Raw genomic sequence first — 15641 nt, forward strand, 5'->3', positions numbered from 1 at the left:
TACGTTTAATCTCATTAAGATAGAAATCGTCATGCTGACTACGCTGTGAACGCTTTTCAGGACTGAATTCTAGCTCTTTGGCACGATAGTATGTGGATGGAGCAATCGGTAGTACTCTACAGATTGGCTCGACTCCATATTGTGGTTTGTGGTCATCTATAAAATCAACCATTACTTGGGTTTGCGGCCCGTCTCCGCCTGGGCGAAAAAAGCAGCAGCTTTCTTTATAATTTCATTGGCTTGCTTTAACTCTCTGTTCTCACGTTCAAGCTCTTTGATACGCTCGGCTTGGCTTTGAGCTTGAATGTTTGCAGGAATGGTTTTATCAATGTGCTTTTTATGCCATGATCGTAGGGTCTCAGGCGTGCAACCTATCTTTGGCGCTATGGCTTTGATGGCTGACCAGGTGGATGGGTAGTCGTCTTTAGCTTCAATTAGCATACGGACGGCGCGCTCTTTCATTTCAGGGGTATAGTTTCGTGTTTTCATTGTCGTATTCTCTCAGAAAGTTGAGTCTCCGACAATCTCGGGGCGGTTCAGTATAAAAAATAACAGGATGTCAAAGTGCCTAATTTAATACATTTCGAATACGCTCAAACAGGCGCTAGCTCAAACGAAAACTCTATGGGTATGCGATCAATGCAAGCACGAGCCTATGCTGCTAGAGGTAGCCAATACCTATTGCTAAAAGCGCCGCCTGCATCAGGTAAATCACGCGCGCTCATGTTCTTGGCACTGGATAAGCTACATAATCAAGGCATTAAAAAAGCCATTGTAGCGGTGCCAGAGCGATCTATTGGCGGGTCGTTTAGCTCTACAGAATTAAGTAAGTATGGTTTCTTTTGTGATTGGGAGATTGATGATAACAACAATCTATGCATTCCTGGTGGTGAAAGCAGTAAGGTCAAAGCGTTTAAGCGTTTTATGGCAAGCGATGACGAGATATTGATTTGTACACACGCTACCTTACGTTTTGCCTTTCAGGAAATAGAAGATAGCGTGTTTAATGACTGTTTGCTCGCTATTGACGAATTTCATCATGTGTCTGCCGATGGCGATAACGTCTTAGGTGGTGTGTTGCGTAGCATCATGGCAAATACCAATGCCCATATCGTCGCTATGACAGGCTCATACTTCCGTGGCGATAGCATCCCTGTGCTGACACCTGAAGATGAAGCTCAGTTTGATAAGGTTTCTTTTAACTATTATGAGCAGCTCAATGGTTATAACTATCTAAAGTCACTTGGTATTGGCTATCACTTTTATCAGGGTCGCTATACTGATGTCATTCATGAAGTGCTCAACTCAGAAGAGAATTATGGCAAAAAAACCATTATTCATATACCAAACGTCAACTCGGGTGAATCAACCAAAGAAAAATATGATGAGGTAGATGCTATTCTTGAAGTGCTGGGTGAGGCAGGAAAGAGGGACCCTGAAACAGGCGTTATTCCTGTAACAAGGCCTGATGGAACGGTCATTAAGGTCGCAGATTTAGTCGAAGAAAACGACCGAGATATTATCCAAAATTATTTACGTAATATGAATCACGTAGACGATATGGATATCATTATTGCTTTGGGTATGGCAAAAGAGGGTTTTGACTGGGAGTGGTGCGAGCACGCACTTACTGTTGGATATAGAAGTTCACTGACTGAAATTATTCAAATTATTGGTCGTTGTACTCGAGATAGCGAAAATAAAAGCCACGCCCAATTCACTAACCTTATCGCTCAACCTGACGCTGCAAACGACAACGTGACTATTGCTGTAAATAATATGCTTAAAGCTATCACTGGCTCTCTATTAATGGAACAAGTGCTTGCCCCTAATTTTAAGTTCAAAACAAAAAAAGATGGTGATTTTGAACCGACGCCACCAGGAACAATGAAAATAGGTGGTTTTAAAGAACCTAGCACCAAGCGCACTAAAGCTATCATAGAGTCTGATTTGGCTGATCTGAAAGCCGCTATCTTGCAAGATGATAAGGTCATTGCAGCTTCGGCAGGTAAGATCGATCCTGAAGTAGTGAATAAGATCCTTATACCGAAAATAATTCAGCGTAAATATCCTGATTTGACTGAAGCTGAAGTTGAAGAGGTAAGGCAGCAAGTGGTAGTCGATTGTGCAATAAGCTCAGCAGAAGTAACCGAGCAAGGCGGTAAGAAGTTTATTCGTATGGCCGACAAGTTTATCAATATTGATGAGCTACATATTGACTTGATTGATCAGATCAATCCTTTTCAAAAAGCATTTGAAATACTTTCAAAATCCATCACGACAGATGTGCTTAAGCTCATCCAAGAATCTATTGAAACCACTCGTATTCAAATGGACTTTGAAGAGGCTAAATTACTGTGGCCTAAAGTTAAGCAATTTGTGCATGAAAAGGGTCGTGAGCCTGATTTGAATAGCTCAGATTTCAATGAAAAAAGACTTGCTGAATGTGTCATTTATATTAAGCAACAAAAACGCAAGAGAGTGCCTGCATAATGAGAAATGAAGAGTGGCAAGTGATAAAGTCTATGGAGTTAGATGATTGGCTAAGCTTCATTGATAGTGATGATGACTTAGGGCTTACGACGATTAAAGCAAAGTCGCGGGTACCTACAGCAGATGAGCACTTAGTCGCTAAATTCCAAGAGATAAGCGACTTTTACAACACTAATAAGCGTTTACCTGAAAATAATATGGCAAATATTAGTGAGCTTATGCTGTTCAAGCGTTTAGAGTCTATTAAGAACAACGATGAGCAGTGCCGTGCTTTAGTGGATTTTGATGAATTTAACCTGTTACCACTTACGCATGAAGTCACTGCACAAGAACCTGAACTGGTTGAAAGAGAGATCAATTCATTTGAAGATATCTTTGAAGATGATGATTTTGGCTTACTCGGTGACTCTGATCAGAGTATTTTTAACATCAAGCATATTAAGGCAGATAAACGTGCTGAGACTGACTTTGTCGCTCGCCGTAAATCATGTAAGGATTTTGATAAATATAAAGACTTGTTTCCTATTGTTCAGCAACAGCTCAACAGTGGTCAACGTAAGATTATTGAGTTTAATGATAAAGGTGAAAACTTAGTAGTTGGTGAGTTTTATATCTTGAGTGGCGTATTGCTTTATCTAGAGGAAGTAGAGTTTAGTAGTGACGCAAAAACAGTAAACGGTAAACGGTTTAGAAAGGACGGAAGAACACGCTGTATATTTGAAAATGGCACAGAATCAAATATGCTTTACCGCTCTCTTGCTAAGGCCCTTTATGCTGACGGTAAAATAGTCTCTCCTGTTGGTGAGTATTTTGCTGATATCAAAAATATCAACGAGGATGATGAGTCGGCTGGCTTTATTTATATTTTAAGCAGTCAAAGCCAAGACTCTCGCATCCAAGCCATACCCAATCTATTTAAAATAGGCTATTCACGCACACCAGTTAAAAAGCGTATTGCAAATGCTGCCAATGAGCCTACTTATTTAATGGCTCCAGTCGAAGTTGTTGCCAGCTATGAGTGCTATAACATGAATACGCAAAAGTTTGAAAACTTAGTACATACCGTATTTAAAGATGTTTGTATCGATGTTGAAGTTGCAGATTTGCAAGGTAATATGTGCAAACCTAGAGAATGGTTCAGTGTGCCTTTAGAGCAGATAAACACAGCGATTGATTTGATAGTGAGCGGGCAGATTGTAAATTATAGGTATAACTCGACTACTAAGAAGATAGAGCTATGCTGAAGAAACCGTACAACTAACTTGATAAACTAAGCGTATAAATTTGAGTTTACTATACCAAGAAGATCAGAACCTACAGTGCAGAATTTAAAGTTAGAGCAAACTATTCTACACAGCATAATGAAGCAGCCATATAAGCTATAGTTTGTATGGCTGTTTTATTTGTTAAATTCAGTGAGATGTTTTTCGTAAAATTTACTTGAGAAAATATAGGTAAAAAACTATTTCTATCCCACGGCACAGTAAGATCTAAAGTTATAAAAAACCTGCCAAATGCACGTAAAGTAAGACTCTCAGGATATTATTGCAAATTATACTATCCCACGATCTATCCCATCGTGGGATTAGACTCAAATTGCAGACATAAAAAAACCTGCTCGAAAGCAGGTCTAGTATAGGTTTGAGAACTTTTATCACTATCCGAAAATGGTGGGGCTGGAGAGACTCGAACTCTTTTTGATATAGCTTAATATAAATCAGTTAAGAATAAATATAATTAAATCATATATTTATGATAAACGGTTTTGATTGATTTAAACTGACTTACTGCGAACTGCGTCAAAAACTGCGTCAAATTTTACGCTTTGTATTCAGGGTAATATGGTTCGCTGCGATGGCGGGAGTTGAACCCGATTACATCACATTCTATCACACGCTATCAAACTAGGGCTTATTAAAATCAATGACTTACGATAACACAATGTGATTAGATGTGATAGCGTATGACGATAGGATGTCAAGAATCATGTCACAACTTAAACATCACTTCCCAAAACTATAGCAGATTAGGCTTTACAGCCAACCCCAACATGCTCAGCAATGACGTCTGCAATCTCACGCGCAATCAGCCATTTCTTAGCCTGGTACATGGCAAGCTCTTTTGGATTAGAGATGAAAAACAACTCTAAAATTATACCACCTTCACGTACATAGCCTAGTCGTGAATGTTGGCCGCTATTTTCTGGTTTAAAGCCGCCAGCAGGACCACGCACGGGAATGCCCATCACATCGCTGACTGCCTCGCATAGTTTTTGGCAGATTGCCTTGTCCTTTGGTTGTGCCAATGCCTCAACGCCACCAGCGGTTTGCAAGTGAAAAGCATTGCAGTGAAACTCAATAGCGACTTCACCTTGTTTGATAAGCTTAATCGCTTGGCGCAATGTTTGATTTTCATTACCACGCCCATCTGTGACAACGTCAATGCCTAAGTCTTTTAAGCAGTACGCGACGATATTGCGCATATCAGTTGTGATTTCTGCCTCGGTGATGTTGCCGTTTACTGCGCCTGGGTCAGTATTGCTATGACCGGCGGTGATTACTACTTTAGCCATGATATTTACCTTATTTTAGACATTAAAAAAGCCTCTAAATAGAGGCTGTATTTAATGCTGATTATTATTTACCAAAGATTGCAAACGCTGCATCTTTAACTTCTTTTATCACCTCAGCAAGCGTCTTGCCCTGCCACAATGCTATAGCTTGATAAACAATGCCGATTGCAAGCATCCCGAATACTGCCCACATAAGCATGACAAAACCATGAGTCATAACGCTGTAGTTTTGCAATTCGTAATATTCGATAGATGCCGCGCCGCCATACAGACTGATCGTAACAGCGATCGTAAACTTAATGATGACTGAAATATTGACTTGCATCCTACCGTCCCTGCCAATGTCGCCGCTTAGCATCAGACCAAGAATGGCGCCAATGACAGCTGCAAAAACTTTGGGCAGAAACACCAAAAGCTTTAGTAAGATTATGTCCCAAAAAGGGGTGTTATTTGGCATTGCCTCTCCTCAAATTTTTGATAATAAAAAACCCCGATTAATGGGTTTGTTTTATTGATACTTACGCATTGAGTATTCGGCAATCAAATTACGCACAGCAGCGTTTTTGCTCAAATCCTCGTCAAAAACCATTACGTGCCCAATATCACCGACAAACTTTGACGCCTCATTTGCGTCTGACCAGCGACCGAGGTTGACTGCACCAGCCGCCACTCTGCTTATCGTAAATGGGTCGTTATTGGTGCTAGATAGCTCATTCGCGTACACCTTTGCCTGCCCTGTCGTAGCGTCATACGCACCAATATAATTAATATTTTTATAGCTTTGTATGTCAGTATCAATACGCCCAAAGCCTGAGATTACGCTGATATGTGTATCACCAATATATGCGTTTTCATACGTGTCGGCAGCGCGGCTAAGTAATATCAAAGTTCCTGATTTTTTAGCTCGAAAGAACAGTACGATGGTTCTAATTTTTGAGCCGCTAAATAAGTTTACGGCTTGCAACCACTGCGAGCCGTTAAAAGCTAACCCACCTGCGCCACCAAATGCAGCAGCATTAAAGGTAGGTGCTGATGCTGTGACTGCTTGTTTAAAATGCAGTGCGTTTGCGCTTAAATCATTAACTTGCGTGACACTGGCGCCGCTTAACGTCATATTGCTAGTATCAGTTAAATCATAAAACCCACGCAACGTAGTAATTTTTAAAAGCTCGTCACGTATCTTGCTTGTGTCGTAGCTAACCAATTTCTGCAAACCTGCACCGCTGAATGATTCGTTTAATCTGACTATCTGACCCATTGCTATCTCCCAAATTAAAAATTATGTTTAAAAGTTACGCACCAGTTTTGTAATGGTTGCGATGTATAAGCTGATAGCGTGTTGTCGCTATCCCTGATGTTGCCACGCGCGCCTTGCTCTCTACCTGTTTTTTGATATGTACCGTTGTCAAAAGCGTAGGTCAAAATAGCACCTGTCGGCACTGGGGTGGACAGTGTGATAGTTACTTGCGCATCACCTGTTTTGGCAACATCAGTGATAGTCACTGCCCCTGAATTTTTGAGCACAAAACCCTTATGTAAGTTATCAGCCCCTTCTAAAACTTTGACAGTATCAATAACTAATGGTGGTTTAGGTACGTCAAAATCAATGACTATTGTACTTGCTACACTTGTGATATTGTTGGGCTGTAATGGTTTCCACGGTTTACCTTCAATGACCGCTTGACGATAGACTTTTGCATAATACTCGCCCAGGGTGCGCGTAGCTTCTGCGTTGATATGGGCATGGTCAACATAGTCGAAAAAGTATTTAGGACAAACTAAAAACATATCATCATTGTCTTGCGTGGCTTTTAGTTGCAAAAATGGTGTGACAAACGTACTGCGCGTTGCTTCTGTTTTATAGCCTGACATTGAGGACACTTGACAAAGTAGCATGACGACATTGTCTGTTTGACCGTTTACTGCCTTAATGTCTGCGTTATAATCGTTTAGCAGCTCACGTAGGTTTGCATCGTAACTGGTGTTTCCTTCTGCACCGTCTTGCTCGCCGTGGATCATAAACACGGCATGGACGTTGCTGCCACCATCTAAGTTTGCAGCATACTGAGCTTGCTTAATGATTTTTTCGTAAACGCCTGACTCGCCACCTTTTTTAATTTGAGCGTAAGATTTACCACCCCATGCCTGACCACTCATTAACAACGTTCGGTCTATAGCAACCGACAGTAGTTTCTTAGCGAAGCCTGTACTGATAGTTTCACGCACCGCCTCAGCTAGTGGCTTGATGTAAGGCGTAACGCTCTCAGAGTTTGAGCCGATAGGACTGTTGGTAAACTTAAAAGCATTATCAGGATATGGTGCGGTAGTCGTGATTGCTACGTTAGCACCACCCTGCGCTAAGCTTTGACCCGTTGTGATAACTTGCTCATATTTGCGTTTATTTGCGTATAGCAATCGCTCGTTAGTGCCATCTATATCAACCGCATACTCGGCAAGCGAACCGCGCTTGTTTGATACAAACTTGGCTGACTTACTATTTAAAAAACTAGGCGCTTGATTGACCCCATCGCTTGTTAATTGCTTGGAGTTGTTGCCGTTGATGTAGTAAATATCGCCATTGTCAACAGCTACGCTGCCACTTGGTTTGTTGTTTGGTGTGTCAAAAGTACCGTCTTTTTTAACACCAAATCCTATGTTGCCGTCTGCATCTAGCACCGCATAACTGTAACTTTTATCATTACCAACTAGCGATTCAAACTTACCGCCAGTAGTAATAAGGTTTGCGTAATTATCAAGACCAACGCCAACCTGATTTTCTCCATCAATAACACCCCATTGCAGATTGAGATTATTATTACCAAGCTCAAAGGCGGCACTGTTTTTTGCTAGTATTGGCAAGCCTGTTATTTGCGATTCAATCTTAGTGCCCACAAAATTGTTGTACTTACTGTAAACCCATGCGCCAGATATTTTCTCGTAAATACCATTGCGATTAAGCGTCGGGTCGTTACTAACAACCGCGTAATCACCATCAGTTAATACGCTAGCAGACATTAAATCGTATGTCATAAAAGGTGTTGCACCAAGTAACCCGTTTTCCACCACCATTCTTGATGCCATTGGCGCTGACGCATACTCTGCACCCAATCGACTTACAACCATCTTATCTTCATTCGCAAATTCGCCCAGCGTGTCAGCATCAAGACTTGCGTCGGTTAGCTTGTTTAATGTAATCCGCTCTGCCATTTTTAAAGCTCCCACAAAAAAGCCCACCGGATTAGGGTGGGCATTGTTTAATTCAATTTAGGCTATCAAGCCGTTTATAAAGTCTTTGTCGTTTGGATAGTACTTGTCGCTATAGTTGATGCACGACAGACGATGAGACATTGGATTATCGCCGGGATCTTTGGTCGTCACGATATAGTTATCGCGGTCAAGGTCATCATGCAATACTAATTGATAAGTAGCGCGCACCACTGCATCCCAAGAGGTACTGATGGGTTGTGATGGCGCGCGGGTCAGTATCACTTCATTAGGATTGGTACTTGGCGTACAGCGGATATTGTCAACGATACCGGCAACGGTTTGTACAAACACAGTCGCCTGAGCTTTATCACCAAAATTGGCGGTGCTTGATAATGTCAAAACGAACTGACCAGCGCTGTTAACTTGCAAGGCCTCAACTGCGCCTTGCTGCGTGTCTGCGCGGTTCTGATCGGCGACATTGATTTGGTTCGTTGGTATCACAAATCCTGACTCATCGGCTGCGGTAAAAGAACACGTCTTATAAGCGTGTTGATTTTTCCAGTGCCGGCGCATCATGTGCATATGCGCTTGAACTTTATTGCGCACACCGACCAGATCTTTATTTTTGGTGTCAAAGTTGGTTGCAGATCCGTCATCGGGATAACGCAGTGTAACTTTCGCGTCGTCCACGGGGTCGGTATATGTCACTTCGACGCCGTCAAAGCCGTCACGTGGTCCAAATGTCTCACTATACTCAAAGCTGTCTGGCGTAATACTGTGACTGTTAAATGTCGCAACTGGGTAAGGCTCAGGACGCTCAAAGTGCAGACAGACTTTATTGTTAATGCGATAAGCGGTAAAAAATCCTGCCATCGCAACCGTCTGTATCATCTCTTCAGTTGTAATGTCCTTACTATCAAACGTTCCGCAGAACTGAGCACACAAATCAGTGCCAAAGTAAGCAATCTGCGCGTCAACTTCGGCCTTTATTTGCACCATATCCAAGTCATCAGCAGTCATATTGCTGGTTACTGGGTCAGTAGCAATGTCATATATGATGTCATCAATACGCTTGGATGGGATAAGTGCATCATTATTTTGCCAGTCACGCTCAAGACGCTGCGATAGCACAGTAAGCTTACGCTCTTTGAGCGACAGTGCGCCTTCAGTTGCGGCGGCTTTACTATATATTTTGGTAAACCCTGGTGCAGCATCGGCAGCAGTCATCAGCCTTGCGCCATAGAAGTCTGCTACGCGAATATCTTGCACAACACTGAAGCCTTTAGATGTTATAACCCGACCATGCTTGCGGCGTGAGCGCCAGCGCAGTCTTTTGCCTGTCGCCATGTTTGCATTTTCAATCTTGATTGTACTGGCGGCAGTCTGCGCAGCATCGGTGTTGCTGACATGAGCGCCTGACCACCAATGGTTGCCATCGCGCCAAACGCCTAATCCACCATTGTTTGCATAATCCGTGTATTTAGAGCCATATATAATATGCGTATCGATTTGCAGCGTTCCTGGTACTGGATTATTTGCACTATCAATAATTTCTGACTCAATTTCGACTTCAATGCCGATGGGTTCAAACGTCTGACCATCGGTGATATAAAGCCCGCCTGATGATAAAAAATTAACCATCACGAACTCATGGTCTTTTTCGCTCGTGTAAAACCAGCCCTGCCACAAGCTGTCCGATTGTGTGCTGGCGGTTGCCTCTATCTCAACCGTGTAATCTGCGTTGTCAGCAAGCTTTTGCCAGTCTGGGTTGATGCTCGCTGGGTTTGATAATGTGATCTGCGCTTCTGTTAGGTCGCTGATGGTATAGACACCGCTTAAACTATAGGTAGTCACTGGACCGACAATAGGTGGGTTAGCCGGTGGATCGCCTTGATCTACTGGGTCAGTAATGCCGTTGGCGGATTCAGCAGGATTTGTCTGCACAATGGTGATCGCATCTCCCACTTTGAACTGACTGACAAAGTTAAAGCCTGATTGCTCTATGATGCCACCGGCTCTAAAGACGGCTTTGTCTAATGTCAGATAGTTATCAGTAGGCGGTAGTAGTTGCCCGTTGACTGAAGTATAGCGTTTGGTTGCGAGACGGGATAAGGCTGCTTCGTCTGGGGTAAATGCACTGCCAAACTGATATGCGGGTGTATCGTCAAGTGTACTGTTTGCATCAAAGACCAAAACACCGCTGCCAAAGACTTGGTCCAGCGGTGTAGTGTCATCTAAAGCTGCTGTGACTAAATACCAGCCACGGCCAATCCACATGTAAGACATCTCGATGGCGCGGTTATTGATATAGACAGTATAAGTGGTTGCAACTCTGTCAGGTACAGACCATACCTGACCGTAAATTTCTGCAACTCGGCCGCCTTGCCTGAGCCGATTAGTGCGCTGCGCCAAAGCATTATTAGGGCTGGGCGGCGCATTGGTTGAGCCGGTCGGCACCACAGGCACGGGCATTAACAGAACAGCCGCAACTGTAATAAATGCTGATACTAATATCGGTATCCATGTCTCAGGCCCAGCAGGATAAGTGACGACATAGATAGTCCCGCCTTTATCATTTAATGCAATGATATCGTCAGGTGTATTGGGTGTCACATCAAAGTCAGTGTCCCAGGTTTCGTGATACCAGTAGGTGTTTGGTGGCTGTCCTTTTGGGTAAATGCCAGTAACAAGCTCAAACAAATCTTCACCGCGCACGATTTTGCAGTCAGAATTGTCGCAGGCGTAAGACATGGGATTGCGGACAACGATCAGTTCGATATTAGAGTGCATAATATTTTATCCGTCCGTGTTTTAGCGCTGCAATATGTGGTGGTACACACTGCGGTCCCGATTCAGTCATATGTATAATTTTAGCCTGATGGTAAATACCTGCGTGTAGCTCTTTGCCATGCATCAACACCAAGCACGGGTCGATAGGGTTATCGAGCGGGGCAAACTCTTTGAGCTTTGCAGTATTAACTTTGCGTTTGGTGCGTCCAGTCATCAGGTCGGCAACATAGACGCCCATATCACGGCCGGTAATATCGCGATAGACATCAACGGCAAAATGTAGGCAGTTATAATTGTCATCGTCATACCGCTTATTGTCGTAGTCAGATAAAACAAGCATTAGCTAGCGCCTCGCAATGTCGGAACCAAGTCAATAGTAAATATGACGCCAGTACTGGTTTTATTCAGCTGCTTCGCTTGGCACTTGAAGACAGCGCCACGCTTCTGCGGCTGATTGTCGGTTATTTCTAAGCCGCGCACGCTGGTCATTGGTTCGGTTAAGTCACTCGTTAGATACACACGATAATTAAGCGTTGGCCGTGTTGTTGAGTGTTGGCCACGGCGCAAACGATCAATCTCAAAAGGCATGATCTCACCGACATCACCGATGCCAATGGTAAAGCTTTGTTGTAAATTGTCGGCTGACTGACCTGCGCGGATCGTGAGTGGTAATGGTTCATAGTCACGGTAGACTTTATCTTCGTAGCGCACGCGCACACCATCAGCATGATTGCGCACAAAACGATAGTCTCGGCTGAAAGATGGATGCTTGATTTCGATACATTCAAGGCGTACATCGTCATGGCGGCCGCGCAACCAATACTCCATTTCTTTGATTGTCGCCATTACAGACCTCCTAATGCATCTGGTAGATCTTCGTTAACAAGTTTTGCCAACTTTTGGAAGTAAAGTTCGATTTGACCTTCTGTCATTTGATATAAGGTTGAGATTAAAATATCGTTGTCGAGATCATATTTGATGGGCTTAGCAACCAGTGACAACTGAACGGTAAATATCTGGTCGCCAAGTGGTTGTACTGGCATAGAGTCACCAACAATGCGGCACTCATACCACTTGTGATCAACGTCATCTAATAGTAGATATGCTAAAAATGGCAGCCCCTCGTAAGCGCGTGTGAAGGCTAAGAAGTACTGCCACTGTGAGCGGACACATTTATAAGTGACGTTAGCTCGATGCACTTTCCCCACACTATCTTTACGTTCACGTGGCAAGCCAACGATGGTTTCGGTGCTAGCAACATTACGCGAAAGACTGAAGGAGTAACCATCACGCAGCGGTTTTAGCATGAACTTTGGTATGTCTGCCATGATTTATCCTAATTTTCGCTGCAAGTGATAGTTATTTCTGAGTGCCTGATTGGTTGTGCTGTAGGGGTCGTTGATTTGTTGTGCCATCGCTTGTGGTAGACGCTGGTCTAGCCGTTTATCGATACGCATTTCGATACTGCCATCGTTATTGACATTGGTGGCCACATCTACTGGAGCATTATTTGTCATATAAATAATGACACCCTGATTGCGTTTATTGCTCTCATACGTACCGTTATTCATCGATTCAAGTTCTGATCGATATTTTGTAGTCGCGGCTGCATGTGCAACAAATTCTTTACCGTGGACGGGCCCAACTGGCATATTGGTAGGATAGTCGCCCGTATAACCGCCTTTCATAAAACCTTTCGGGTTTAGAGCTTGAATGGCGGCAGGTATGATACCTGTTTGCAACGTAGTAGTAGCAACGGCAGGTATATTGGCAGGGAATGGGGCTGACCCCCATGCTTTTGCGATCGCGGTAAAACTGGCAGATTGCGCACTGGCAAAATCAAAGGCTTTTTGAATCAAGAACATGCCTTTATAGCCTTTGCTAGTCTCTCCTAAAGCCATTCCAAATAGGGCGGTGATGCTGCCTAGATTAGCGGCTTGCCGTTGCAGTTCCAAATCTTTGGACGACTGATTGAAGTTCTCTGTCAAGGCTAAACGTGCTTTTTCAGCCTGTGCTTTTTTGTCTGTATGCGTCTGCTCATACTTATCAACAATAGCCATTTTTTTATCGTATGCAGCGCGCAATTTTTCCGCTTCAGTCTGAGGGCCATTTACGTCTAAGCCGTCAAAATCCACACCGATAGATTTTTTATCAGCTTGGTACTGTGCGGCTCTACCAGATATTAAATCAGTCGCCTTACTACGCATTTTATCGCGTTCATCTTGCCATTTATCAAACCTTTCTTTTAGTGCATTAGTAGCTTTCAGTTGTGATTCTAGTTGTTGCAACGCCTCGGCTTGTTTAACCCATTCATTAATACGAGCCTGACTAGCGCCTTTAAATTTGCCAGCGTTGATATCGTACATTAGGGAAGATAGTTCACTAGTGTTGCCAAATAAAGCAATGCGTTTTCTAAAGCTATCAATACCGTCTTCAACAGCTTTGGCCGCTTGCTCGGCCATTCGCTGAGCTTCGGTGACGACCGCCTTAGCACCTTTCTTTATGCCAACGGCCATGCCTTCCGCAGTCTGTTCTCCAACTGTTTTCATGACACGAGATGGTGAACGGATGTTAAGAACGCTCTTAGCTTTAGCGACAGCACTTGATGCCATGTTACCGATTGCACTAGCGACACCACTTGCGCCTGCTTTTATGCCGTTAATTAAGCCATTTATAATTTGCTTGCCGATTGTCAGCATTTTGCTAGGTAATTGACTTAATGCAGTTGTGATACTTAAACGGATACTATTAAATGCTGTTACTGTGTTTGTCTTAATATTATTCCATGCATTGCTTACTGCTTGTTTTGCAGATTCAAGACTAGATTTTATCGAAGCTGTAATAGCAGCCCATTTAGTGTTAGCCCATGCGTTTATCTCATCCCAATTTTTGTACAGAGCAACGCCAATAGCTATCAAACCTGCAACAGCGACAACAAGAATACCAATAGGACTAGTGACAGCAGCAAGCGCAGCGCCAAATGCCCATGTTGCAGTGGCAGCCACAGTGCTGATCGCGCTCCATGTCACTGTGGCAGCTGTCATTACGGCTGTAGAAACGGAAGCAGCAGTCGCAGCAATAGAGCTGGCTATAAGCGCAGCATTGTGAATTAATAATATTGCAGATACACCGCCTACAACGCCACCAAGTACCATAAATAAGGCTTTGTTTTCGCTAATAGTCTGCTTTATGGTTTCCCAATGTTGATAGACAAGCACACCAGCCGCAACTAAAGCGCCTAATGCAATGATAGTTAGTCCCATTGGACCAGCTAGAGCGACATAAGCCAATTTCAAACCGTCAATTGTAGTCTTCGCGGCTGTAAAACCATCAACAGCAAGCTTTAAGCCAACTGCTGTAGCAATTAAAGAGCCGCCAATGAGTGTGATTTGTTGAATTAATTCAGGATTAGCAGATGCCCAGGTGCCTATGGTTGCGACCATAGGTGTCATGTTTAGTAGTAATTCATTTAAAGCTGGTATAAAGGCTTCACCAACACTTGCGACCACACCATCGATGTTGTTCTTAAATAAGACCATTTTATTAGCAGTTGTGTCGCTGATTTTCTTAAACTCGACATCCATTGAGCCAAAGTAATCCTTGGTTGAGTTGACCGTTTCACCAAGAAGTTCCCAGTTATTTTCTAGTACGCCCACACTGCCTGCGAGCATGGTAATATCATCGCCGAACTCCTTACCAATAATTAAGGCGTTCGTGCCGATGCGTTTAGATTCCTCCAGATCATTAATAGCATCAAGATAAGTAATAATTGCTTGCTTACCATCAGTTGCGACCAGTTTACTGAAATCATCAATATTTAATCCTAACTGCTCAAATCCGATTAACTGAGACTTAGTCGCATAGTCTAATGTAGAGAATGATGTTAGTAGTGAGTTGACTGCGGTAGATGCAACCTCAGCTGGTTTACCCATTGCAATCAATGCACCTGTTAAGCCTAATGTTGCATCCTCTGACAGTCCATAGACTTTGGCGACACCGCCAACACGTAGCAGTGAATCAATGAGCTGGGCAGCGGTAGCAGGAGTGTTGTTGGATAGCGTATTAATCGCATCGCCAAGCCGGTCAATATTTGCAATTGGTATCTGAAATACATTAGCGATCTTTGCCATGCTATCTGCAACTTGCTGAGCTGGTAGATCAAAAGCGACACCCATTTTTGCCATCACTTCGGTAAAGTGAACTAGGTCTTTTTCTGCGATGCCCAGCTGACCGCCAGTAGCCGTGACGGCCGCTAATTCTTCAAAAGTCTGCGGAATCTGCGTGGTCAATGCTTGCAACTCTTTACGCATATTTGCCAAGCCGTTGCTAGTTGCAAATTCTACGGTCTTATCAATCTCAGCCATTGAGCTTTCAAACGACATGGCTGTTTTGATTGATAATGCGCCCATACCAGCAAGCGCAGCGCCAACTCCCAGCGCCATTTTGGCGGCATTGGTGCTGATATCATTGAACGCTGACTTGCTGTTTTTTCGTGCTTTGCGTAGCTCGTTATTATAGTTGGCAGTATTTGCCTCCATGATTACTTGGATTCTACTCAGCACCGAAGCCATGACACCCT

The 15641-nt window shown here is 43.4% G+C and carries 11 protein-coding genes, 1 pseudogene and 1 other annotated feature; of the genes and pseudogenes, 2 read left to right on the top strand and 10 right to left on the bottom strand.

What is annotated here, in order from left to right:
* Positions 1–489 (bottom strand): annotated as a pseudogene (locus EI164_RS04925) (transposase); the annotation flags it as partial.
* Positions 98–214 (bottom strand) — a sequence feature (AL1L pseudoknot). Its footprint overlaps the pseudogene before it by 117 nt.
* Positions 490–564: 75 nt before the next feature.
* On the opposite strand from EI164_RS04925, the gene EI164_RS04930 reads away from it, so the two are divergent.
* Positions 565–2493, top strand: a complete 1929-nt coding sequence (locus tag EI164_RS04930; RefSeq protein WP_192518876.1) for a DEAD/DEAH box helicase — start codon at positions 565–567, stop codon at positions 2491–2493.
* Positions 2493–3737 (top strand): GIY-YIG nuclease family protein, encoded by a 1245-nt coding sequence (locus EI164_RS04935; protein ID WP_225739116.1) that lies wholly within the window; start codon positions 2493–2495, stop codon positions 3735–3737. Before EI164_RS04930 ends, EI164_RS04935 begins: the two co-directional genes overlap by 1 nt.
* A 782-nt stretch (positions 3738–4519) precedes the next feature.
* Here EI164_RS04935 and EI164_RS04940 read toward each other — a convergent pair.
* From EI164_RS04940 to EI164_RS04980, 9 genes are all read right to left on the bottom strand, one after another.
* Entirely contained in the window at positions 4520–5065 is a 546-nt protein-coding gene (locus tag EI164_RS04940) for an N-acetylmuramoyl-L-alanine amidase (RefSeq protein WP_192518877.1), read from the bottom strand.
* A gap of 64 nt (positions 5066–5129) precedes the next feature.
* Positions 5130–5522: a hypothetical protein gene (locus tag EI164_RS04945; RefSeq protein WP_192518878.1), complete on the bottom strand. Its 393-nt coding sequence runs from the start codon at positions 5520–5522 to the stop codon at positions 5130–5132.
* A 51-nt stretch (positions 5523–5573) separates the two neighbouring features.
* Positions 5574–6323 (bottom strand): hypothetical protein, encoded by a 750-nt coding sequence (locus tag EI164_RS04950; protein ID WP_192518879.1) that lies wholly within the window; start codon positions 6321–6323, stop codon positions 5574–5576.
* 14 nt (positions 6324–6337) lie between these two features.
* Complete coding sequence (locus EI164_RS04955; protein ID WP_192518880.1) at positions 6338–8272, bottom strand: sialate O-acetylesterase; 1935 nt, start codon at positions 8270–8272, stop codon at positions 6338–6340.
* A 57-nt stretch (positions 8273–8329) separates the two neighbouring features.
* The gene (locus EI164_RS04960) at positions 8330–11062 is read right to left on the bottom strand and encodes a host specificity factor TipJ family phage tail protein (RefSeq protein WP_192518881.1); all 2733 of its coding nucleotides are present in this window, start codon (positions 11060–11062) and stop codon (positions 8330–8332) included.
* Positions 11052–11402, bottom strand: a complete 351-nt coding sequence (locus EI164_RS04965) for a hypothetical protein (protein WP_192518882.1) — start codon at positions 11400–11402, stop codon at positions 11052–11054. The genes EI164_RS04960 and EI164_RS04965 overlap by 11 nt, the downstream gene beginning before the upstream one ends.
* Entirely contained in the window at positions 11402–11908 is a 507-nt protein-coding gene (locus EI164_RS04970; protein WP_192518883.1) for a DUF1833 family protein, read from the bottom strand. Before EI164_RS04970 ends, EI164_RS04965 begins: the two co-directional genes overlap by 1 nt.
* The gene (locus tag EI164_RS04975; protein ID WP_192518884.1) at positions 11908–12390 is read right to left on the bottom strand and encodes a hypothetical protein; all 483 of its coding nucleotides are present in this window, start codon (positions 12388–12390) and stop codon (positions 11908–11910) included. The genes EI164_RS04970 and EI164_RS04975 overlap by 1 nt, the downstream gene beginning before the upstream one ends.
* A gap of 3 nt (positions 12391–12393) precedes the next feature.
* Positions 12394–15633, bottom strand: coding sequence for a phage tail tape measure protein (locus EI164_RS04980; RefSeq protein ID WP_192518885.1), 3240 nt, complete (start codon positions 15631–15633; stop codon positions 12394–12396).
* Positions 15634–15641 lie beyond the last annotated feature (8 nt).

The sequence above is a fragment of the Psychrobacter sp. FME13 genome (genome assembly GCF_014861395.1).
GTDB lineage: Bacteria > Pseudomonadota > Gammaproteobacteria > Pseudomonadales > Moraxellaceae > Psychrobacter.